The 22,307-nt window shown below is 58.0% G+C and carries 25 protein-coding genes; 4 read left to right on the forward strand and 21 right to left on the reverse strand.

Annotated features, from left to right (window positions below):
* Positions 1-39: 39 nt before the first annotated feature.
* The 17 genes from queC to AC6CIA_RS17350 all read right to left on the reverse strand — a co-directional run bounded on the left by queC (position 40) and on the right by AC6CIA_RS17350 (position 13,782).
* Positions 40-714 (reverse strand): 7-cyano-7-deazaguanine synthase QueC, encoded by a 675-nt coding sequence (gene queC, locus AC6CIA_RS17270; RefSeq protein ID WP_498313939.1) that lies wholly within the window; start codon positions 712-714, stop codon positions 40-42.
* A 16-nt stretch (positions 715-730) separates the two neighbouring features.
* Complete coding sequence (queE, locus tag AC6CIA_RS17275; protein WP_498313694.1) at positions 731-1,378, reverse strand: 7-carboxy-7-deazaguanine synthase QueE; 648 nt, start codon at positions 1,376-1,378, stop codon at positions 731-733.
* Positions 1,379-1,543: 165 nt separating this feature from the next.
* Entirely contained in the window at positions 1,544-2,371 is an 828-nt protein-coding gene (gene ybgF, locus AC6CIA_RS17280) for a tol-pal system protein YbgF (protein ID WP_498313696.1), read from the reverse strand.
* Positions 2,372-2,377: 6 nt separating this feature from the next.
* Positions 2,378-2,878: a peptidoglycan-associated lipoprotein Pal gene (gene pal, locus AC6CIA_RS17285; protein ID WP_028621922.1), complete on the reverse strand. Its 501-nt coding sequence runs from the start codon at positions 2,876-2,878 to the stop codon at positions 2,378-2,380.
* Positions 2,879-2,930: 52 nt separating this feature from the next.
* Positions 2,931-4,211, reverse strand: a complete 1,281-nt coding sequence (gene tolB, locus AC6CIA_RS17290) for a Tol-Pal system beta propeller repeat protein TolB (protein ID WP_498313698.1) — start codon at positions 4,209-4,211, stop codon at positions 2,931-2,933.
* Positions 4,212-4,228: 17 nt separating this feature from the next.
* Positions 4,229-5,302: a cell envelope integrity protein TolA gene (tolA, locus tag AC6CIA_RS17295; RefSeq protein ID WP_498313700.1), complete on the reverse strand. Its 1,074-nt coding sequence runs from the start codon at positions 5,300-5,302 to the stop codon at positions 4,229-4,231.
* Positions 5,302-5,754, reverse strand: a complete 453-nt coding sequence (gene tolR, locus AC6CIA_RS17300) for a protein TolR (protein ID WP_165447497.1) — start codon at positions 5,752-5,754, stop codon at positions 5,302-5,304. The genes tolA and tolR overlap by 1 nt, the downstream gene beginning before the upstream one ends.
* A gap of 23 nt (positions 5,755-5,777) precedes the next feature.
* On the reverse strand, positions 5,778-6,473 hold the full coding sequence (gene tolQ, locus AC6CIA_RS17305; protein WP_084380384.1) for a protein TolQ: 696 nt from the start codon (positions 6,471-6,473) through the stop codon (positions 5,778-5,780).
* A gap of 1 nt (position 6,474) precedes the next feature.
* Complete coding sequence (ybgC, locus tag AC6CIA_RS17310; protein ID WP_084380386.1) at positions 6,475-6,930, reverse strand: tol-pal system-associated acyl-CoA thioesterase; 456 nt, start codon at positions 6,928-6,930, stop codon at positions 6,475-6,477.
* Between the two features lie 139 nt (positions 6,931-7,069).
* Positions 7,070-8,128, reverse strand: coding sequence for a Holliday junction branch migration DNA helicase RuvB (gene ruvB, locus AC6CIA_RS17315; RefSeq protein WP_084380388.1), 1,059 nt, complete (start codon positions 8,126-8,128; stop codon positions 7,070-7,072).
* Entirely contained in the window at positions 8,129-8,740 is a 612-nt protein-coding gene (gene ruvA / locus AC6CIA_RS17320; RefSeq protein ID WP_498313702.1) for a Holliday junction branch migration protein RuvA, read from the reverse strand.
* Between the two features lie 114 nt (positions 8,741-8,854).
* A complete protein-coding gene (gene ruvC, locus AC6CIA_RS17325) occupies positions 8,855-9,379 on the reverse strand; it encodes a crossover junction endodeoxyribonuclease RuvC (RefSeq protein WP_498313704.1) in 525 nt (174 codons plus the stop codon).
* Between the two features lie 164 nt (positions 9,380-9,543).
* Complete coding sequence (locus AC6CIA_RS17330; protein WP_339530710.1) at positions 9,544-10,290, reverse strand: YebC/PmpR family DNA-binding transcriptional regulator; 747 nt, start codon at positions 10,288-10,290, stop codon at positions 9,544-9,546.
* Positions 10,291-10,426: 136 nt separating this feature from the next.
* Entirely contained in the window at positions 10,427-12,202 is a 1,776-nt protein-coding gene (gene aspS, locus AC6CIA_RS17335; protein ID WP_339530708.1) for an aspartate--tRNA ligase, read from the reverse strand.
* Between the two features lie 108 nt (positions 12,203-12,310).
* Positions 12,311-12,532 (reverse strand): FmdB family zinc ribbon protein, encoded by a 222-nt coding sequence (locus AC6CIA_RS17340; RefSeq protein ID WP_084380396.1) that lies wholly within the window; start codon positions 12,530-12,532, stop codon positions 12,311-12,313.
* Positions 12,533-12,745: 213 nt separating this feature from the next.
* On the reverse strand, positions 12,746-13,102 hold the full coding sequence (locus AC6CIA_RS17345; protein ID WP_498313706.1) for a ribbon-helix-helix domain-containing protein: 357 nt from the start codon (positions 13,100-13,102) through the stop codon (positions 12,746-12,748).
* Between the two features lie 206 nt (positions 13,103-13,308).
* Positions 13,309-13,782: a Dps family protein gene (locus AC6CIA_RS17350; RefSeq protein ID WP_084380400.1), complete on the reverse strand. Its 474-nt coding sequence runs from the start codon at positions 13,780-13,782 to the stop codon at positions 13,309-13,311.
* A 410-nt stretch (positions 13,783-14,192) separates the two neighbouring features.
* Between AC6CIA_RS17350 and AC6CIA_RS17355 the strand changes: the two genes are divergently transcribed.
* A complete protein-coding gene (locus AC6CIA_RS17355; protein WP_498313708.1) occupies positions 14,193-14,795 on the forward strand; it encodes a cold-shock protein in 603 nt (200 codons plus the stop codon).
* A gap of 75 nt (positions 14,796-14,870) precedes the next feature.
* On the opposite strand, the gene AC6CIA_RS17360 is transcribed toward AC6CIA_RS17355, so the two are convergent.
* Positions 14,871-15,077, reverse strand: a complete 207-nt coding sequence (locus tag AC6CIA_RS17360; protein ID WP_339530702.1) for a SlyX family protein — start codon at positions 15,075-15,077, stop codon at positions 14,871-14,873.
* Positions 15,078-15,080: 3 nt separating this feature from the next.
* A complete protein-coding gene (locus tag AC6CIA_RS17365; protein WP_498313710.1) occupies positions 15,081-15,506 on the reverse strand; it encodes an HIT domain-containing protein in 426 nt (141 codons plus the stop codon).
* A 732-nt stretch (positions 15,507-16,238) separates the two neighbouring features.
* Here AC6CIA_RS17365 and AC6CIA_RS17370 point away from each other — a divergent pair.
* Complete coding sequence (locus AC6CIA_RS17370) at positions 16,239-17,513, forward strand: OprD family porin (protein WP_498313711.1); 1,275 nt, start codon at positions 16,239-16,241, stop codon at positions 17,511-17,513.
* A gap of 196 nt (positions 17,514-17,709) precedes the next feature.
* Here AC6CIA_RS17370 and AC6CIA_RS17375 read toward each other — a convergent pair whose 3' ends face one another.
* Both AC6CIA_RS17375 and AC6CIA_RS17380 read right to left on the reverse strand, forming a co-directional pair.
* Positions 17,710-18,552, reverse strand: coding sequence for a mechanosensitive ion channel family protein (locus AC6CIA_RS17375; RefSeq protein WP_498313713.1), 843 nt, complete (start codon positions 18,550-18,552; stop codon positions 17,710-17,712).
* 131 nt (positions 18,553-18,683) lie between these two features.
* Positions 18,684-19,169: a YajQ family cyclic di-GMP-binding protein gene (locus AC6CIA_RS17380; protein WP_018926510.1), complete on the reverse strand. Its 486-nt coding sequence runs from the start codon at positions 19,167-19,169 to the stop codon at positions 18,684-18,686.
* A gap of 137 nt (positions 19,170-19,306) precedes the next feature.
* On the opposite strand from AC6CIA_RS17380, the gene AC6CIA_RS17385 reads away from it, so the two are divergent.
* A complete protein-coding gene (locus tag AC6CIA_RS17385) occupies positions 19,307-20,224 on the forward strand; it encodes a putative 2-dehydropantoate 2-reductase (protein ID WP_498313715.1) in 918 nt (305 codons plus the stop codon).
* A gap of 46 nt (positions 20,225-20,270) precedes the next feature.
* The gene (locus AC6CIA_RS17390; protein ID WP_498313717.1) at positions 20,271-22,307 is read left to right on the forward strand and encodes a sensor histidine kinase; all 2,037 of its coding nucleotides are present in this window, start codon (positions 20,271-20,273) and stop codon (positions 22,305-22,307) included.

Consider the following 22,307-nt stretch of genomic DNA (forward strand, 5'->3'; position numbering starts at 1 on the left):
TGATTTCTAAGGATTATTCAACACCTTATTTTAAATAAATCAGAAATAACGCGTAGGGTCCGCAATTCCGGCCGCCTGGAAGCCTTCCGCACGCAGTCGGCAGCTGTCGCATTTCCCGCAAGCACGGCCATCCTTGTCGGCTTGGTAGCAGGACACGGTCAGCGAGTAATCGACACCCAGCCCGACACCCGCCTTGACGATATCGGCCTTGCTCAGACTCTGAAGCGGCGCCAGGATGCGAAAACCCTCTCCTTCCACGCCGGCTCTAGTCGCCAGGTTAGCCATGCGCTCGAAGGACTCGACAAATTCGGGACGGCAGTCCGGATAACCCGAGTAATCCACGGCGTTGACGCCGATGAAGATGTCACGGGCGTTGAGAACTTCTGCCCAACCCAGCGCCAGGGACAGGAACACGGTGTTGCGGGCCGGTACGTAGGTAACCGGAATGCCCTCGGTGGGCGACTCAGGCACGTCGATGGTACTGTCGGTCAAGGCTGAGCCGCCGATACCGTTGAGGTTCAGGCCAATGACCTTGTGCTCGACCACACCCAGGTCGCGGGCGACGCGGGCGGCGGCATCCAGCTCGGCGCGAGAACGCTGGCCATAATCGAAACTCATGGTGTAACAGCTGTAGCCCTCCGCACGCGCCATCGCGACGACGGTTGCGGAGTCGAGACCGCCGGACAACAGGATCACGGCGCGTTTTTGTTCGATCGTTTGCTCAGTCATTTCAGCGTCCCGGCTCGTCGTTCCAAAGGTATTTATGCAGCTGCAATTGCAGGCGCACCGGCAGGTTGTCCGCAACCACCCAATCAGCAAGGTCGCGAGCGTTCAAGTCATGATGGCTTGGGGAGAACAATACTTCACCTGCGCGCCGGTCCAGGCCGTACTGGATCAGCTTGGAGCTGGCCCAGTCATAGTCCTCACGCGAGCAGATGACGAACTTGACCTGGTCGTTGGCCGTCAGCAGGTCGATGTTCTCGTAGCGGTTGCGATTGACTTCCTTGGAGCCTGGCGTCTTGAGGTCGACCACCCGACTGACCCGCGGATCAACCGCTGAAATGTCCAGGGCGCCGCTGGTCTCCAGGGACACCTCATAACCGGCGTCACACAATTGCTTGAGCAACGCAATGGCATTCGGCTGGGCCAAGGGCTCGCCGCCTGTCACACAGACGTAGCGCGGGCGATAACTGGCAACCTGCTGCAGAATGTCGTCAAGGCTGCGCACAGAGCCACCACTGAAGGCGTAGGCGCTGTCACAGTACTGGCAACGCAATGGGCAACCGGTGAGGCGCACAAATACCGTGGGCAAGCCGGCGGTGCGCGTTTCACCCTGTAACGAGTAAAAAACTTCGGTGATGCGTAATGTGTCTTGCATAGTCGCCACGGGCGTAACAGCTAAACAGGCTGTCCGCCTCCGTCAGGCACTTCAAGGGATCCCGGCAAAGCGTGAACCCCAAAAAGCGTATTTCATAAAAGGGCGTGGATTCTAACGAAAAAACCCGCGACAAGCGCGGGTTTCTTCCAAACGCGATAACCACGCTTACAAGCGCTGCAGGTCCCGCTGGGCCAACTGGGCGGCGGATGTGCCCGGGTATTGGGCCACCACTTGCTGCAGAATGCCTTTGACCTTGTCGGTATGACCCAGGCGGCGCTCTACATCAGCCAGCTTGTACAACGAGTCAGGCACCTTGGAATGCTTGGGGTAAAGCTGGCTGACCTTGGCAAACGCCTGGCCCGCGCCTTGCAGATCGCCCTTGGCCAGGTTGACTTCACCCAACCAGTACTGGGCGTTGCCGGCGTACTGGCTGTTCGGGTAACGGCCCAGGAAAGCGGTGAACGCCTTGCTGGCCTTGTCAAAATCCTTGGCTTTGATCAAGTCGAAGGCTGCGTCGTAATACAGCTTTTCCTTGGCCGGATCAGCCGGTTCACTGCTGGCGGCAGGCGCCTGGCTGGCACCTGCGGCAGCACCACCGACGGCGCCGCTTGCGGCACCATCGGCAGGGGAATTCTCAGGAGTGGCGGCAGGTGTAACGCCGGTTCCTATACGCCGATCAAGATCCTGGTAACGCTCCAGGCCTTCTTGCTTCAGGCGATTCACTTCGTTTTGCAGAACTTCAATCGCACCTTGCTGCTGCGCCAATTGATCCTGCATGCGCTGCAGTTGGTTGAACAGCTCGCCCTGTGCCGAGACAGGGGTCGAAACCCCTCCCCCGGCATAGGCGCCGTTCGTGCCATAACCTGCTGGCGGATAGCTGCTCCCACTATTGTTATAGCCAGAGTTGCTATCTTCCACGGGTACCTCAGCCCACACCGCAAACGGTATGAGGCTGAGAGCCAATACGGTTACAACACGACGGCACGTTCGCATGACGAATTACTTACGCAGTTCGACGCGACGGTTTTGAGCCCAGGATTGCTCGTCGTTGCCGGTAGCAACTGGACGCTCTTCACCGTAGGAAACCAGTTCCAGCTGAGCTGGGGAAACGCCTTGCAGTACCAGGTAGCGCTGAACGGCTTTCGCACGACGCTCGCCCAGTGCCATGTTGTACTCACGAGTACCACGTTCGTCGGTGTTACCTTCCAGAACAACGCGAGCGCCGTTTGCTTTCAGGTCCTTGGCGTGAACGTCCAGAGCGCGCATGGCCTCTGGCTTCAGGTCCGAACTGTCGTATTCGAAGTAAAAAGTGGTGATAGCGCGCAGAGCCGCTTCTTCGCTCAGGGAGCCGTCAACTGCACCAGTGTTAGCGCCGTAACCAGCGTTTGGATCAACAGCTGCGCCTTCACCGGCATTGTCGCCGCCTTTAGACGAGCAACCAACGGCTACGGACAGAGCCAGAGCCAGAGCAGCAAACTTACCAAACTTCAGCATTTCCATCGTGAAACTCCTAATGAACCCCAGTGTGTTAAGTAAATCGTGTAGCGCCGCGTCAGTTCAGGTAAGGGGACCAGGACGGTTCTCTGACTTCGCCTTGTGCGGTAGGAAGCGGGAGCCTTACGCGTCCGTTAATGGACACGAGCATCAAGACTCCCCGGCCCTGCTGGCGGGTGGCGTAGATTACCATGGTGCCGTTGGGCGCAACAGTAGGCGACTCATCAAGAGTGCTGTCTGTAAGGATCTTTACACTACCACGCTGCAAATCCTGGGCCGCCACCTTGAAATTAGTGAACCCTTCCTGGCGATGGATCATGACCAGGGTCTTTTCATCGGCCGAAAGCTTCGGATTGGCGTTGTAGTTACCAATAAAGGTCACACGCTCTGCACCACCACCGCTGACACTGCTCTTATAGATCTGCGGCTTGCCGCCACGGTCGGAGGTGAAATAGATGGTCGAGCCATCCTTGCCCCAGAACGGTTCGGTATTAATGCCGGGGCCGGAAGTGACACGGGTGATCTGGCGCGAACCGAGGTTCATCACATAGATATCCGGGTTACCGTCCTTGGACAGCACGAATGCCAGGCGATTGCCATCCGGCGACCAGGCAGGCGCGCCGTTCAGGCCTTCGAAGTTGGTGATCTGCTCGCGACGGCCGGTATCGATGTGTTGAACGAAGATACGCGGACGCTTCTGTTCAAACGACACATAGGCAATACGCTTGCCATCCGGTGCAAAACGCGGCGACAGGATAGGCTCGCGCGATTGCAACAGGGTCACGGCGCGGGCACCGTCGTAGTCCGAACGCTGCAAGGTGTAGCGCGTGTTATTGACCGAAAAACGCTCGGCGGTCACATACAGCAGACGGGTAGAGAACGCGCCCTTGATACCGACCAGCTTTTCAAACGATTGGTCGGCAATGTAGTGCGCCATGTCTCGGAGTTGGTCGACACTTCCCGAAACACTACCCGTCAGCACTTGCTGTTCGGTGGCCACGTTGAACAGAGCGTATTGCACCTGCAGGCGTCCACCGGCTGGAACAATGCTGCCTACCATCAAGTACTGGGCGCCCAGGGCTTTCCAGTCACGGTAGATAACTTCGCTGCCCTGGGTCGGTTGGCTGATCATGTTCTGTTTCGGGATTGGCGCGTAATAACCCGAGTTGCGCAGGTCGTTACCGATGATCTGCGCCATGTCCTCCGGCAGCACGCTGCCGCCCTGCCAACCAAACGGTACTACCGCAATCGGAGTCGCCCGATCACTACCACTGGTCACCAGAATGTTCTTTTCATCGGCCGTCGCTATGCCTGCCATACAGCAAATAACGACAAGCATTCCTCGAAGAAGGTTTCTCACAAGGCTAGATCCTCAGGTGTGAATGTCATCTTGAATGAACGATAGGGAGCGAAGTCACTCGGTTTCATTCCCTGCATCTCGGTCAACCGGCCAATATTCTTGACCGCTGCAACCGCGGAACTGTCGAACGAACCATCACCGCTGGACTTGGACACGTTGACCGTGGTCACCGTGCCGTCCGGCAACATGCCGATCTGCAGCACTACTGTCATGCCTTTGCGCGCCGAAGGTGGACGTGTCCAGCCTTCTGCCGCCCGAGCCCGAATCAGATCATCGAAACTGCCCGCGACCTCGTCGCCCTGCTCATCGGCCAAGGCCTGTTGACGCTCCGTCGTGTCGGATAGCAAATCAGCCAAGGCCTGGGCCTTTTTATCTTCGGCGGATTTACGTGCCGCTTCCTGAGCCTTCTTCTTGGAGGCATCGGCGGCAGCTTTCTTCTTCGCGGCATCGGCGACTTTCTTCTTCGCCTCGTCAGCTTCAGCTTTTTTCTTGGCGTCCTGCGCGGCTTTCTTCTTCGCGTCTTCGACGATTTTTTTCTTGGCTTCTTCAGCGGCCTTTTTCTTGGCCTCTTCTTCAGCCGCCTTCTTGGCCTCTTCCTCGGATTTTTTCTTGGCTATATCAGCCAGTTTTTTCTCTTCGGCCTTTTTGGCTTCGGCAGCTTTCTCGGATTTCTTGGCTTCATCAGCTTTTTTAGCCTCATCGGCTTTCTTTGCCTCGTCAGCCTTTTTCGATTCCTCGGCCTTTTGAGCCGCCTCTTCTTTCTTTTGTTCCGCAGCCGCCTTCACAGCTTCCTGCTCGACCTTTTTCTGTTCCATCTGCTCGACTTCAGTCTGACGCGCAGCCGTCTTCTTGGCCTCACCCGCAATCTTCTGATTGGTCTGGGTGGTCGCCTGGCTTTTCGATTTCAGCTGATACAGGGTCGCCTGCACAATCGGCTTGGAGGGCGGCAGCTCCGGTGTCATGGCAAAGCTGACGAACAGCATGCCGAACACCAGAACGTGCAGGGCAATTGCCCAGACACTAGGCCAGAAGTAGCTTTCCGAGGCGGACGGCTCTCGCTGTTGCTGCATCAGGGCGCCTCGGTAATCAAGCCAACATTACCGACCCCGGCCTGCTGCAGTCCGCCCATGGCGCCCATCACAGAGCCATAGTCGACAGACTTGTCACCGCGGATGAAGACCTGAGTCTGTTTGCCGCCTTCGTTGCCGGCGCGAATGATCTTCGTCACGGCATCGGTCATTTGCGGCAAGGTCATGGCCTTGTCCTGTTGCTTCTGCGTATCGACTTCGCTGCCAAGGTTCCAGTAATAGGTCTTGTCGGACTTGATCGAAATGGTCAGCACCTGGGTGTTGTTGTCCTGCGGCAAGGCTTCACTGGAAACCTTGGGCAAATCAACCTTCACGCCTTGGTTAAGCATGGGCGCGGTCACCATGAAGATGACCAGCAGCACCAGCATCACGTCGATGTAGGGCACGACGTTCATCTCGGCGACCGGCTTGCGCTTGGTTCGAGCTCGAGTGATTAAAGCCATCGGGAATTACCTGCTTATTCTTCGCTGGTATGCACTTTACGGTGCAGGATCGCCTGGAACTCATCGGCGAAGGTGTAGTAACGGCCGATCAGGTTTTCGCCGCGCGCGGCAAAACGGTTGTAGGCGATTACCGCGGGGATGGCAGCGAACAAGCCGATGGCGGTAGCGATCAAGGCTTCGGCAATGCCCGGAGCCACGGTCGCCAGCGTTGCCTGCTGAGCCTGGGCCAGGCCACGGAAGGAGTTCATGATCCCCCACACGGTGCCGAACAGGCCGATATACGGGCTGACCGAACCTACAGTGGCAAGAAAGGGCAGGCTCTGCTCCAGCTTTTCTTCTTCACGGGAAATCGCAACGCGCATCGCACGAGCCACACCTTCCATGACCGCTTCAGGATCGACACCCGGCTGCTGACGCAGACGGGAGAACTCCTTGAAGCCAGCACGGAAGATCTGCTCGACGCCCGAATCCGGGTCAGGGTTACTGCCGGCCTGACGATACAGCTTGGACAGATCGATACCTGACCAGAAGCGCTCCTCGAAGCTCTCCAAGGCACGTCGACCGGCGCGCAGCAGGTTGCTGCGCTGAAAAATCATGACCCATGAGGTAACCGATGCGGCTACCAGGGTCAGCATTACCAGTTGAACCACGACACTGGCATTGCTGACCAGGCTCCACATGGAGGTATGGTCGACGACGGTAGGTTCCACGCTAAATCTCCTGCTCTGATTGTTTACCCGCGCCGCTCACGTTGGCAAAGGCCGCACGTAGAGTTTCGGGAATGGCCCTGGGTTTCAAACTGTTGGTGCGCACACAAGCCACCAGGAACTGCCCCTCACAGAGCAGCGTTGCATCCGTAGCCCGCCTGACCTGCTGTTTGAAGCGCAGGCTGACACGGTTCAATTCGATTACTTCTGCACTGACCAGCAATTCATCGTCCAACCGCGCCGGCGCGTGATAACGGGCCTCGCTGGAATGCACGACGAATAACAGGTCCTCACCCGCCAGCGCGGACTGGGCAAAGCCCAGCTCCCGTAGCCGCTCGGTTCGAGCCCGCTCCATGAACTTCAGGTAATTGACGTAATAAACGATGCCGCCAGCATCGGTGTCTTCGTAATAAACGCGACAGCGATGTACGAACGACTGATCCCCATTTTGCGCGCGCATACTCTAGTGCTTACTCCTCAGGTTGCCAATCCGGCCAGGCAACTGTTTTTTCATTCTCTAAAACATTTTTAACGAAAGAATGACGACGCCAGCCACTAGGACAGCACAAACGTCGAATAAATCGTCTCGCCACGCCTTTTTAATCGTCCACTGCATCGAGGAATTCGTCTACCACAGGCATCTCGCCCAATCGTGACGGAATGTTTAACCCGAAGTGCAGGTACGCATGACGGGTGACCACACGCCCTCGCGGTGTACGCATGATGTAGCCCTGCTGGATCAGGTAGGGTTCCAGCACATCCTCGATGGTATGGCGTTCCTCGCTGATCGCCGCGGCCAGGCTGTCCACGCCCACCGGACCACCGTCGAACTTCTCGATCATGGTCAACAGCAGGCGCCGGTCCTGGTGGTCAAAACCGTGCTCGTCGACGTCCAGCAGGTTCAGCGCCAGGTCCGCCACGGCCTTGGTGATATGCCCCTTGGCGCGCACTTCGGCGAAATCGCGCACGCGGCGCAGCAAGCGGTTGGCGATCCGTGGCGTGCCCCGGGCTCGCCGTGCAATCTCGAAGGCGCCCTCCGGGTCCAGCGGCAAACCGAGAATCCCCGCCGAACGACCGACAATCGTCGCCAGGTCGGCGGTGCTATAGAACTCTAGACGTTGCACAATGCCGAAACGGTCTCGCAACGGATTGGTCAGCATTCCGGCACGGGTGGTGGCGCCAACCAGGGTGAACGGCGGCAGATCGAGTTTGATCGAGCGCGCAGCCGGCCCTTCGCCGATCATGATGTCCAGCTGGAAATCTTCCATGGCCGGGTACAAGACTTCTTCGACGATGGGTGAAAGGCGGTGGATTTCGTCGATGAACAGCACGTCATGGGGTTCAAGATTGGTCAACAGCGCAGCCAGGTCTCCCGGCCGCTCCAGCACCGGCCCTGAAGTGCTCTTGATCGATACGCCCATTTCCTGGGCGATGATGTTGGCCAGCGTGGTCTTGCCCAGCCCCGGCGGGCCGAAGATCAGCGTGTGATCCAGGGACTCGCTACGTCCGCGCGCCGCCTGGATAAACAGCTCCATCTGCTCGCGCACGGTCGGCTGGCCGATGTATTCGGCCAGGCTGAGGGGGCGAATGGCCCGGTCCTGGACCTCTTCACGGTCGCGCGGGCCAGTGGCCGCAATCAGACGATCGGCTTCAATCACTTAAATCATTCCCTTCAGGGCGCGGCGGATCATGTCTTCGCTGCTCAGGTTCTTGTCCTTGATGGCGGACACCGCCTTGCTTGCTTCCTGCGGCTTGTAGCCCAGAGAGATCAATGCGCTGACGGCGTCGGTTTCGGCGCTGGCAATTTGCTCGCGTGCTCCGTCCGGTTGATTCGGTACCAGCGCGAACATGCTCGGCACGACTTCCCAGGCCTTGAAACGGTCTTTGAGCTCCACCAACAGGCGCTCGGCGGTTTTCTTGCCGACTCCCGGCACCTTGGTCAACGCGGAGGTGTCCTGGGCCGACACGGCGCGCACCAGCTCATCGACTTCCAGGCTCGACATCAATGCCAGCGCCAGCTTCGGTCCGACGCCATTCAGGCGAATCAGCTCACGAAAAAAGTCCCGGTCACGCTTGCCAATGAAACCATAGAGCAATTGCGCGTCTTCGCGCACTACCAGATGGGTGTGCAAGGTCAGCGGTTCACCGACCGACGGCAGGCGGTAAAGGGTGGTCATGGGCACTTCAAGCTCATACCCCAGCCCATTTACATCCAGAATCAGGTGCGGCGGCTGTTTTTCAGCCAAGGTGCCGCGCAAGCGTCCAATCACGTTCAGATCCTTAAAGCTCGGGTCAGATCAAGGCCTGACCGGTAGTTACGCGGGATGACAGCCGATCACAGCGGCCTTTCATACGACCTGCGCAGAATAATTGCGCTGATGCTATCAGAGACGCAGCCGACCGCCACGACTGCGTGCGGTGCCCAAGCCGTGCGGCAAGAGGCTGGAACGGGTATGCGCGTGGCAAATCGCGATTGCCAGGGCATCGGAGGCATCGATTTGCGGTTTGGCGGTGAGTTTGAGCATGTGCATAACCATCATCTGCACCTGCTCCTTATTGGCCGCGCCGGTGCCGACCACGGCTTGCTTGACCTGGGTCGCCGTGTATTCGGCGATTTCCATGCCCTCCTCTGCGCCAGCAACGATGGCGGCGCCCCGGGCCTGACCCAACTTCAACGCCGAGTCGGCATTTTTAGCCATGAACACTTTTTCAATGCCCATGGTCACCGGGCCGTAGGTCTGAATCACTTCACGCACCCCGCGATAGACAATCTGCAAGCGCCCGGCCAACTCGCCGGAACCGGTGCGGATACAGCCCGAGGCCACGTAGATACAGCCGCGCGGGGTCTGCTGGACTACGCCAAAGCCGGTGATGCGCGAGCCGGGGTCGATACCTAGGATTAAAGTCATAACGCCTGCGGTTTTATAGAAATGAGGCGTCAGCAGCGACACCAATCCACTGTAGGAGCGAGCTTGCTCGCGAAAATCGCCCTCGATAACGCAGGAATTCTGACACCCAGCGTCGCTCTCAAGTTCTTCGCGAGCAAGCTCGCTCCTACAGTGGAGATGGGGGTTCAGCCTAGTTGTGCAGCCACGTCTTCCGGGATATCAGCATTGGAATACACGTTCTGCACGTCATCCAGGTCTTCCAGCATATCCAGCAACTTGAGCACTTTCTGCGCGCCTTCCAGGTCAAGCTCGGCACTGGTGGTCGGCAGCATGACGATTTCCGCGTCAGTGCCTTTGAAACCCGCAGCTTCCAGGGCATTGCGCACCGCATAGAAACCGGCGAACGAGGTGAACACATCAATGGAGCCATCTTCGTTGGTCACCACGTCGTCGGCGTCCGCCTCCATCGCAGCTTCCATCAGCGCATCCTCGTCCACCTCCGGCGCAAAGGAAATCTGCCCCTTGCGCTCGAACAGATAAGCCACCGAACCATCAGTCCCCAGATTACCGCCACACTTGCTGAACGCATGGCGAACGGCAGCGGCGGTACGGTTGCGGTTGTCGGTCATGCACTCGACCATCACCGCCACGCCGCCCGGACCGTAACCCTCATAGCTCAGCTCGACCATATCATCGGTGTCGGCCGCGCCGGCCCCCCGCGCAACCGCGCGGTCGATAATGTCCCGGCTCATGTTTGCGCCAAGGGCCTTGTCCAGCGCCAGCCGCAGACGCGGGTTGGAACCCGGGTCAGCGCCGCCTTGACGGGCCGCAACGGTCAGCTCGCGAATCCACTTGGTGAATATCTTGCCTTTCTTGGCATCCTGACGCTCTTTGCGGTGCTTGATGTTCGCCCACTTGGAATGGCCAGCCATAACACAACTCCGAAATTCTCTAGAAACCTTGATCGATCCCGCCCCAGACGGGATTTAGCTCTTTAACGCAAAGGCGCATCCGAAGATGCGCCTTTTTTGACTGCGTAAAACCTTATCGCGCTTTCACACGGCGGCCTTACTCAGCCTTCGGCGCCTCGCGCAGACGGATATGCAATTCGCGCAGGGCCTTGGCATCCACCACACCCGGAGCCTGCGTCATCACGTCGGCAGCACTCTGGGTTTTCGGGAAGGCAATCACTTCACGGATCGACTGGGCGCCTGTCATCAGCATCACCAGACGGTCAAGGCCGAAGGCCAGACCACCGTGGGGTGGCGCGCCGTATTTCAGCGCATCGAGCAGGAAGCCGAATTTCTCTTCCTGTTCCGCCTCGTTGATGCCCAGCAGACGGAATACCGCTTGCTGCATTTCCTTGCGGTGAATACGGATCGAACCGCCACCCAACTCGGTGCCGTTCAGCACCATGTCGTAGGCGCGGGACAACGCGCCCGCCGGGTTGGCTTCCAGTTCCTGCGGCGAGCACTTCGGCGCGGTGAACGGGTGGTGCAAGGCAGAGAAGCTGCCGTCGTCGTTCTCTTCGAACATCGGGAAATCGACGACCCACATCGGTGCCCATTCGCAGGTCAGCAGGTTGAGGTCGTGACCCAGCTTGATCCGCAGCGCGCCGAGGGCTTCGCTGACGATCTTGGCCTTGTCGGCGCCGAAGAACACGATGTCGCCATCGACCGCGCCAACGCGATCGAGGATCGCGTTCAGGTTGTCCAGCGGAATGTTCTTGACGATCGGCGATTGCAGACCTTCAACACCATTGGCGCGCTCGTTGACCTTGATGTACGCCAGGCCCTTGGCGCCGTAGATGCCGACGAACTTGGTGTAGTCGTCAATCTGCTTGCGCGGCATGCTGGCGCCACCCGGTACGCGCAGGGCGGCGATACGGCATTTCGGGTCGTTGGCCGGGCCGCTGAACACCTTGAAGTCGACTTCTTTCAGCTGATCGGCCACGTCCACCAGTTCCAGCGGGTTACGCAGGTCCGGCTTGTCGGAACCGTAGCGGCGCATGGCCTCTTCGAACGTCATGTGCGGGAAATCACCGAACTCCAGGCCCAGCACTTCCTTGAACAGGTTGCGAATCATCTGCTCGGTAAGGCCCATGATCTCGGTTTCATCGAGGAAGCTGGTCTCGATGTCGATCTGGGTGAATTCCGGCTGACGATCGGCACGCAGGTCTTCATCACGGAAGCACTTGGCGATCTGGTAGTAACGGTCGAAACCGGCCACCATCAACAACTGCTTGAACAACTGCGGCGATTGCGGCAAGGCGAAGAAACTACCGGCGTGGGTACGGCTCGGCACCAGGTAGTCGCGAGCGCCTTCCGGCGTGGCGCGAGTCAGGATCGGTGTCTCGACGTCGAGGAAACCATTCTCGTCGAGGAAGCGGCGGATGCTGGTGGTCATGCGCGAACGCAGACGCAGCTTCTCGGCCATTTCCGGACGACGCAGGTCGAGGAAGCGGTAACGCAGGCGCGTTTCTTCGCCGACGTCGGAAAATTCGTTCAATGGGAACGGCGGGGTTTCCGACTCGTTCAGTACTTCAAGGTCGTAACCCAGCACTTCGATCGCGCCCGAGGCCATATTGGCGTTGACGGCACCGGCCGGACGCAGGCGGACCTTACCGGTGATTTTCACGACGTATTCGCTGCGCACGCGATCGGCGGCGGCGAAGCTCTCGGCGCGATCCGGGTCGAATACCACCTGGGCCAGCCCATCGCGATCACGGATATCGAGGAAGATCACCCCGCCGTGGTCGCGGCGACGGTGAACCCATCCGCAAAGGGTGATTTCCTGACCTTCCAGGGTCTCGTTCAGTTGGCCGCAATAGTGGCTGCGCATCATGGTAGTGGTTTCACTTCTCGTAATTCGAAATTCGGTGGAGGTCCTGCTCGATCACCGCACCTTAAGCCAGGCGGCGGAGAATGCAAGCGCTCACGCGTAGTGTTCAATTCAGTCGGCTTTGTCGCCGCCCGCCAGATTCTTCTTCGTGCCGGTCTTGAAGTCGGTCTCGTACCAGCCGGAACCGCTCAAGCGAAAGCCCGGCATCGACAACATCTTCTTCAACTCGGGTGCCCGGCAAGCAGGGCAATCGACCAACGGCGCGTCGCTGATCTTTTGAATGGCTTCCAACTGATGACCACAGGAAGCACATTGATAGTCGTACATGGGCATTGGGATGTCTCGGCGATCACGTCACTGCTGCGCCGCGCCTTGGCCCGGGACCTTGAAAAAGCCCGACATGCGCAGCAAAGGGCGGGATTATATCTGGTAAATCGGGGCCGTGCAGCCGTGGCGGCCCGCAGTTTTACAGATAGACAGCCAGACCGGGGGTTGGGGCCCGGCACCTGTTGCGACCCTCGACCGCTCAAGTGCCGGACACCACACTCATCCCAGGCCTGCCTGAGTCACTGGCGATACCGAAGCCCGCCCTTTCAATACATGAGCCACGCACACCACCCTGACCAAGCCACTGAAGTTTTTTACCCCGCCATGGCGCAAATGTACTTCCCGATCCACGTAGGACAACAGCGCACTGATTGAACACGTATTCACCTTGGCTATTTCCGCGAGAATATTCCAGTACACTTCTTCGAGCCTCAAGCAGGTCGAGAAACCATTGAGCCTGACAGAACGAGATAACGGTCGAGCCAGCGCCATATCGAATCCCTTGACAAACGGATCGACCTTTATATTGTGAATGCCGGACATTTCCATCCCGCTATTACCCACTCCACGCGACATACACTTGACACTCCCTTGCCAAACGGCTGTTGGATAAACTGCTTTTATTTGCCGTTGGTTCTATAAAACAGCAAGTAGACAAGTTCAGCCAGAAGACACGGAGTTGATGCGCGTAGGACAAGCCAACAGGCGAATCAGGAAGCCCGCAGGGCAGCTTGAAGGGTGATAGCCAGTGACGCCGGGTGGACGCCACTGACCCTTGCGGTTTACTTGGTTTCGAGCAGGGAACGCAGCATCCATGCGGTTTTTTCATGTACCTGCATACGCTGGGTCAACAAGTCGGCGGTAGGCTCGTCACTGACTTTATCGAGCAACGGGAAGATCCCGCGCGCAGTGCGGGTAACGGCTTCCTGCCCCTCGACAAGTTGCTTGATCATGTCTTCAGCGGCGGGCACACCCTCTTCTTCCTTGATCGAAGAAAGACGCGCATAGATCGAGTACGCCCCGGGCGCGGGAAAGCCCAGGGCGCGGATACGCTCGGCAATCAAATCCACCGCCAGCGCCAACTCGTTATATTGCTCTTCAAACATCAAGTGCAAGGTACGAAACTGCGGCCCCGTCACGTTCCAATGAAAGTTATGGGTCTTTAGATAAAGTACATAGGTATCTGAAAGCAGTCGTGAAAGTCCGTCAACAATGGACTTACGGTCCTCTTCACTGATACCAATATCGATTGCCATGTTTATCCCCTTCAATTGATGGAATTTCATTGATCAGGTGCCTTCCCACTCTAGCAAGAGTACTTGCCTTACGCAGCCCGACTTCCCGCGCTGACCTGCGACAAATCGCCCCTGCGGCGCGAAGCACACGCGCATCGAGCGTGACACGCGCAGACAAAGGAAAAGCCCTACAACTGTCTAGGACAAGCGTTTGCCGCACAAATGCCCTGTTCCTTGCAACGCCTTGAAACGCTTGATTTGAGTAGGCACAGGCTTTGCTGTTAAATAGGCAGCGTGTCGCTACCGCTATTTTCTGCGGCCAGCGGCATAGGCTGATACCCGCGTACGTGCCCAACGCCTCCCATTGTTCAGAAGCGAACCGTGCCAATCAGCTCTTCCTTGTGATCCGTCTAAAACGTGAGTTAATCAAAATGTTGAAAATCGTCCACCTGCTAACGGGCGCCGCAGCGTTGCTGCTGTCCTTTATCCCAAGCCTTAGAACCGAGACGCTACCCTACCTGCAACAACCCGATGCTGTTTACCTGGCCTTTTTTGGCCTTATCAACCTGACCCTGGCTCCAGTCATTCCTTACTGGAACAAAGGCGCGCGTCATCAACTGCAGAACCTGGTCAGCGCCCTGCTGGTGCTGGCCGTTGTCGTACAAACCCTGACGTTGCTCGCGCCGATGCCTGAAGTCGGCGGCCATCCGGCCGTTCTGCTCAGCCTGGCGATTGCACTGGTGGCCATCATTCTTCATCTGGCCATCAGCTTCTACCGCTCATCCCCGGCTGCCGCGTCGCAAAACTACGACATGACCAACCGTGATACCGGGACCGTCAAGTGGTTCAACACCTCTAAAGGCTTCGGCTTTATTTCCCGGGACTCGGGGGACGATATCTTCGTCCACTTCCGGGCTATTCGTGGCGAAGGTCATCGCGTTCTGGTGGAAGGCCAGCGCGTGGAGTTCTCGGTGATGAACCGTGATAAAGGCCTGCAAGCTGAAGATGTGATCGCGGCCTTGCCGCGGCGCTGATTGCGGCGTAAAAAAACCGCGTTGCAGCCTAGGCTGCTTCGCGGTTTTTTATTGCCTGGAAATTGATCCGAACCCTCAATAATGAGGCGGCGGAGCTTCTTCTTCGGACGCCTCGAACTGCCCACCCATTTCTTCCTGGCGCTTGAGTAGAGCCGTCATCTGCAACTGCAAACGCTCCACCGCACGCTGCTGGGTGACCAGAATGTCGTTCAACGTCTCTATGGTGTCGTCCTGAAAAGCCAAGCGGCTTTCGAGGTCCGTCACGCGATCTTGCAGGTCCATGGCTCAATCCTGGGTAAAGATGAAATCAGCGGGCAATAGCGCGCGCAGACGTGCACGAATCGCAGTCACCTGCTCGGGGGCATAAGGCACTGCAGGATGCTTGCCCCAGACCGGGGCGGGCCAGGCTGCATCATCGCGCTTGCGCGCAATCACATGCACATGTAACTGGCTGACGACGTTGCCCAAAGCGCCAATGTTGATTTTATCAGCGGCAAAGCCCTGATCGAGCAACTGCGCCAAGGTCGTGGTTTCCTGCCACAGCCGCTGTTGATCGGCGCTATCGAGTTGAAACACCTCACTGACAGCATCGACGCGTGGCACCAGAATCAGCCAGAGGTAGTTAGAGTCGTTACACAGCAGTAGCCGGCACAAGGGGTAATCCCCAATCGGCAGCGTGTCATTTTGCAGACGTGGATCCAGGGCGAACACCGCAGTCACTCCGTTCGGCTAATCAATTTTTCAGAGGCCCAGCATACCTGCGAATGAGCGCTGCTTCACGGGCAATCCGCCTGCCTCCCACATCCGCCTCCGAGGCCTTGGCCCCGCGCACCAAAATGAGTCATTTATGCACCAATTCATGCACTTCCCATTCGCCATCTACTCACGCCACGGGGTCAATCGGTAACGTTTCTCCACGAAAGTGGTTTTTCGCCGCGCCAAAAATCGGCGATCTTCCCCTGTCAAGGCCAAACCAAACGGCGCAAAAACCCAGTGCTTATGCGGTTTTTTTAGGCCAAAGAGACTTTTCACGAAAAAATGACATTCAGTTACCGCTTTGTGCACGCTTGTTGCATAACCACCCACATCGTCGACAACGACATCCGACGGGACTCGGGTGTTTCACGCTATATAGAACACGAGTGAGTCAACGCAGATCAGGAACATATTGAAACTTTGAACAGGGTGTTTTTTTCGCCTACATTCAGACTAGTAAACACAGCGTTGAAGTTGTCAGTCCGGGTTACATACCGACTGTGGATTTGCGACACGGAGTGAGCAATTTACGACAGCTTCGTAAAGAAGCTGAAAGGACAGATGAGCAAGTATCGCCAATACTGTCAGCGTGTTATAAATTTGCGCTGATACAAAAAGAAAGAGCCGCCCAGACAAAAATACAGGTGGGACGGCAGTACTCTTCCTAAACCAAAGGAGCAAATCACGATGCGCGTGATGAAGTGGAGCATGATCGCCCTGGCTGTTTCAGCAGGCACCTCGCAGTTCGCAATGGCGTCCTCCCAGGACGAGTCCAAGGGCTTTGTTGAAGACAGCACGTTCAGCATCAACACCCGCGCCCTGTACTTTAGCCGCGACTTCCGCAACAACCCGGCGGGCACGCAGAGCCGTGTCGAAGAGTCCGGTCTGGGCTTCCACGCCCTGTACGAGTCGGGCTTCACCCAAGGCACCATTGGTGTCGGTGTGGACGTGATCGGCCTGTTGGGCGTCAAGCTCGACAGCGGTAAGGGTCGTGCCGGTACCGGCCTGTTCCCGCAGGGCTCGGACGGTCGTTCGCAGGATGACTACTCCAAAGGCGGCGGCGCCATCAAGTTCCGTATCTCCGATACCGTCTTGAAAGTCGGCGACCAGTACACCACCGCGCCGGTATTCGCATCGGATGACAGCCGCTTGCTGCCTGAGCTGCCACAAGGTATCTCGATCACCAGCAACGAGATCAAGGGCCTGAAACTGGAAGGCGGTCACTTCACCGCAAGCCGGTCGCAAAACCAGACCTTCCACGACAGCCTGGGCCTGACCAAGACTGACTTCGTCGGCGGTGTCTACTCGTTCACTCCAGAGTTCACCGGTAGCCTGTACTACGCGAAGACCGAAGATTACTTCCGCAAGTACTACAGCAACCTCAACTGGACCCAAGCCCTGAGCGACGACCAGTCGTTCGCCATAGACTTCAACATCTACGACACCAAGAGCGAAGGCCAAGGCCTGCAACGCGCTTACAACGATGGCACCACCAAGCTCGACAACCGTGCCTTCAGCCTGCAGGGCGCCTACACCATCGGCGCGCACACCTTCACCCTGGCAGCCCAGAAAGTTACCGGTGACGGCGACTACGGCTACGGCGTAGACGGCGGCGGTACTGTGTTCCTGGCCAACTCGGTAGCCCGTTCGGACTTCAACGCCGAAGGCGAGAAATCCTTCCAGGCGCGCTACGACATCAACATGGCCACCTTCGGCGTACCGGGCCTGAGCTTCATGACCCGTTACATCACCGGTAGCGGCGCCAATACCGCCACCACCTCGAATGGTAAAGAGTGGGAACGCGACATCGAGGCCAAGTACGTGATCCAGGCAGGTCCGGCCAAAGACCTCAGCCTGCGCCTGCGTCAAGCCACCTACCGCTCCAACGATGGCGTGTACTACGGTTCGCCATCGATCGACGAACTGCGTCTGATCGCGCAATACCCGCTGAACATCCTGTAATTAACGCGTTAATTACAACGATGAACTAGAGTTTCGGCTCTAACAAAAAGCCGCCTACTTGATAACAAGTGGGCGGCTTTTTTATTACAATTTTATTTCAGGATTGCCGCACCCTGTAACTAGCAAGCTAGCTATCTAGTTTGCCAATCTGAATCAAACCTGACCATTCGACCAGGCTTGATTCAAATACTCGCTCCTACTCGGCAGCAGTTTCCTGTACGACACGAATAACCCGCTGGGGAAACGGAATATCAATCCCGACTGTTTTCAATCGGTCACGGGCCAGTTCGTTAAGCATGAACACCACATCCCAATAATCCGACGTCTTGGTCCACGCCCGCAGGGACACTGTGATCGAACTGTCACCCAAGGTCGAGATCACCGCTACCGGCTCGGGATCAGCCAGAACGCGTGGATCCTTGGCCAATTCAAGCAGGACTTCACGGGCCTTTTGCAGATCCGCCTCGTAGTCCACGCCCACGTCAAAGATCACCTTGCGGGTTGGCTGGCGGTTGGTGTTGGTAATGATGCCGTTAGACAGAATGCCATTGGGCACAATGACCGTCTTGTTATCACCGGTACGAATCACCGTGTGGAAGATCTGGATGCTGTCGACGGTACCCGCCGTGCCCTGGGCTTCGATCCAGTCACCGATGCGAAACGGACGGAACAACAGGATCAGCACGCCACCGGCAAAGTTCGCCAGGCTGCCTTGCAGCGCAAGGCCAATGGCCAGGGTCGCACCACCAATCGCGGCGACAAACGAGGTGGTTTCCACCCCGATCATGGAGGCCACGCTGATGATCAGCATGATCTTCAGCACAATGTTCGACAGCTTGGTGACAAAGCCCTGCAACGCCAGATCCGCATTGCGCATGGCCAGCAAGCGCCCCATTTTATGGGTCAGCTTGTTGATCAGCCACCAACCGATCGCCAGGGTGATGACAGCCAGCAATACCCGGCTGCCGTATTCCATGAGCATCGGGATCCAGGCCTGGGAGGCCTTGACCAAGTGTTCCACTTCAGCGTTCAAATCCATCTATATTCTCCTGTTTGCCGGATGTGCGGCTGCAATAAAGATCGCCACAGCAATTGAGCCCCGAAGGGCTCAATTGTTTCTGCAGACTCTGCGGCGTCGGACGTCGAAAACGCCCGCAGGTTCCAAACGAATCAGTCGCGGAAGTTATTGAACTGCAGCGGCATGTCGAACGTTTTGGCGCGCAGAGCCGCGATGGCCTCTTGCAGATCGTCACGTTTTTTGCCGGTGATACGCACCTGCTCGCCCTGAATCGCGGCCTGGACCTTGAGCTTGGCATCCTTGACGTGAGCGACGATCTTTTTCGCCAGCTCCTTGTCGATGCCTTCTTTAAGTACAGCTTCCTGCTTCATCAGCTTGCCGGAGGCGTAGGCGTCCTTGACCTCAAGGCACTGCACATCGATCTTGCGCTTGACCAGGGCCAGCTTGAGAATTTCGATCATCGCTTCCAACTGGAAATCAGCTTCCGCAGTCAGATTGACCGTCAGGTCCTTCTCCTTGAACTCGAAACTGCCCTTGCCTTTCAAATCATAACGACGGTCCAGCTCCTTGACGGCGTTCTCGACGGCGTTGGTGACTTCGTGCTTGTCCAGTTCAGATACCACGTCGAACGACGGCATGTAATTTCTCCAGTAAAAAGGGGCGCGACTCAATAGAGATGGAGCGCGCCTGGCTTGCGGGTAAAATGCCCGGGCATTATAACGACTCTTTACGCAGGGCTGCTCGGCTCGCCCAGCGGCTTGTGGAGCAATAACTCATGTCAACCCTCTGGCACGTCCTCGGCGCCGGCAGTCTCGGCACGCTATGGGCCACGCGCCTGGCACGCGCCGGCCTGCCGGTCAGGCTGATACTGCGCGATCACATACGCCTGGCAAGCTACCGTGCAGCCCCCGGCCTGACCCTGGTAGAACAGGGCCAAGCCCACACCTATCCCGTCATCGCTGAAACACCCGACAGCCGCGAACCGATTCGTCGCCTGCTGGTAGCGTGCAAAGCCTACGATGCAGAGGGTGCGATCACACAACTGGCTCAGCGCCTGACACCGGATGCTGAACTGATCCTGCTGCAAAACGGCCTGGGCAGCCAGGACGCCGTCGCCGCACAATTGCCCCATGCGCGCTGTATCTTCGCCTCCAGCACCGAAGGCGCATTTCGCGAAAGCGATGGGCGCGTGGTGTTTGCCGGTCATGGTTATACCTGGCTGGGTGACGCGAACCAGCCCTCGCCTCCACTGTGGCTGGACGAGCTGCACGCCGCCGGCATTCCCCATGAATGGAGTACCGACATCCTCACCCGCCTCTGGCGAAAACTGGCACTCAATTGTGCGATCAATCCCCTGACCGTGCTGCACCACTGCCGCAACGGCGACCTGCGCGATCATCAGTGCGAAGTGGCGACCTTATGCGCCGAGTTGACTCAATTGTTGGAATGCTGTGGCCAGCCCGCCGCGGCGCAAGACCTGCAGACCGAAGTGGAACGAGTGATCCAGGCCACCGCGGCCAATTATTCGTCGATGTACCAGGACGTCGCCAATGGACGGCGTACCGAAATCAGTTATCTACTTGGCTATGCCTGTCGCGCGGCCTTACGCCATCAGTTGAACCTGCCGCACCTGCAACAACTGCAAGTACGCTTGGTCAGCCACCTGAATGCGCACGGATTGCCCAGCGACTGACGCACGCGCTACCCTGCCTGCCTGTTCCTTGCCTGTGAAAAAACCGATGCCACTGCGCCAGCGTCTCGAAAATCTACCGGTTGGACAGAAACTGCTGGCGGCCCTGCTGGCACTGCTGACCACCGTGCTACTGATGGCCAACCTGAGCTTTATCAGCGCGGCCTACTGGATCTCCCAGGAAAGCATGGCGCCCCAGGCCTTGCAGGCTATCGGTCGACTGGTGTCCAACCCGACGCTCGCCTCTCAAGCCCTGGACTCCCCTGCCAAGGCCGAAGCCTTGCTCAACGAGCTGACCAGCTATTCACCGCTGCGCGCCGCGGCGCTGTACGACAGCAATGGCGATCGGCTGGCTCAACTGCAACAGGGTGAACGGTTGCACCTGCCGGAAAACTACCGACACATCGAAGGCTGGCAGGTCACCGAGTTTCGCAGTAATCAGGTCATTACCTTGCCTCGACCCGGCCAGCCCTCGGGGCATTTGCTCCTGGTGGCCAGCAGCGAACTGCCGGTCGCGTTCTATACCGGCACCTTGACCGCCAGCCTGGGCATCCTGATCTTCAGCGTGCTGCTGTGGCTGATCATTGCGCGGCAAATCAAACGGCTGATTACACGGCCCATCCATGAGCTGGAAGAACTGTCGCGCCAGGTCACCCGGGAAGAGAACTACGCCCTGCGTGCGCGCCGTGGCAACCATGACGAAATCGGTAGTCTGGCCGAAGCATTCAATACCATGTTGTCGCGCATCGAAGCGCGCGAACAGCAGCTCAAACGCGCGCGCGATGATTCCCAGGCGGCCTTTGACCAGGCTCAAGGCCTGGCCGAGGAAACGCGCCACACCAATCGCAAACTTGAGCTGGAAGTCCAGGTACGCAGCAAGATCGAAAAAAAACTCACCGGGTTTCAGAATTACCTCAACAGCATCATCGACTCCATGCCATCGGCGCTGATCGCCCTGGACGAACAACTCTACGTGACCCAGTGGAACCAGGAAGCCAGCGCCCTTTCGGGCACGCGCCTGGACGAAGCGCTGAACCAGCCGATCTTCCTTGCCTTCGAACCGCTCAAGCCGTACCTGCCGCAACTCAAGGCCGCGGTGGAAGAACACACCGTGGAACGCATCGAACGCGTCACCTGGATCAAGGACGATGAGCCCAAACACTATGCCCTGACCTTTTATCCGCTGATGGGCGGCGCCGGACGCGGGGTAGTGATTCGGATCGATGACATCACCCAGCGCCTGTCGCTGGAAGAAATGATGGTGCAGTCGGAAAAAATGCTCTCGGTCGGCGGTCTTGCCGCCGGCATGGCCCACGAGATCAATAACCCGCTGGGAGCAATCCTGCACAACGTACAGAACATTCGCCGGCGCTTGTCAGCGGATCTGCCGAAAAACCTTGAACACGCCGAACAGGCAGGCGTGGAGCTGGACACGGTCAATCGCTACCTGCAAAGCCGCGAAGTCCCGCAACTGCTTGACGGGATCCAGCAAGCCGGCGCGCGCGCAGCAAAGATCGTCACGCATATGCTCAGCTTCAGCCGCCGCAGCAACCGCCAGATGGCGCCCTGCGATTTGCCGGGGCTGATCGATCAGGCGGTCGAGATTGCCGGCAACGACTTCGACCTGGCGATTGGCTTTGACTTCAAGGGGCAGGCGATCATCCGCCAGTTCGATCCACAGTTGGGGCCGGTGCCCGGCACCGCCAACGAGTTGGAACAAGTGTTGCTCAACTTGTTGAAAAACGCCGCCCAGGCCATCCACCAGCGTGCAGATGACGGCGAGCCGGGGCGCATCATCCTGCGGACCCGCCTCAACCCGCCGTGGGCGGAGATTCAGGTCGAAGACAATGGCATCGGCATGAGCGAGAACGTACGCAAACGCACCTTCGAACCCTTCTTTACCACCAAGGAAATTGGCCAGGGCACGGGCCTTGGGCTGTCGGTGTCCTATTTCATCATCACCAACAATCACAAAGGCCAGATGGAAGTTCACTCCACCCTCGGTCAAGGCACGTGTTTCACCTTGCGCCTGCCATTGGCGGGCAGCCAGTTACCCCCTCAAGCATTCATTCAGCAGGAGCATTGA

The sequence above is a fragment of the Pseudomonas sp. GQ91 genome (genome assembly GCF_059758795.1).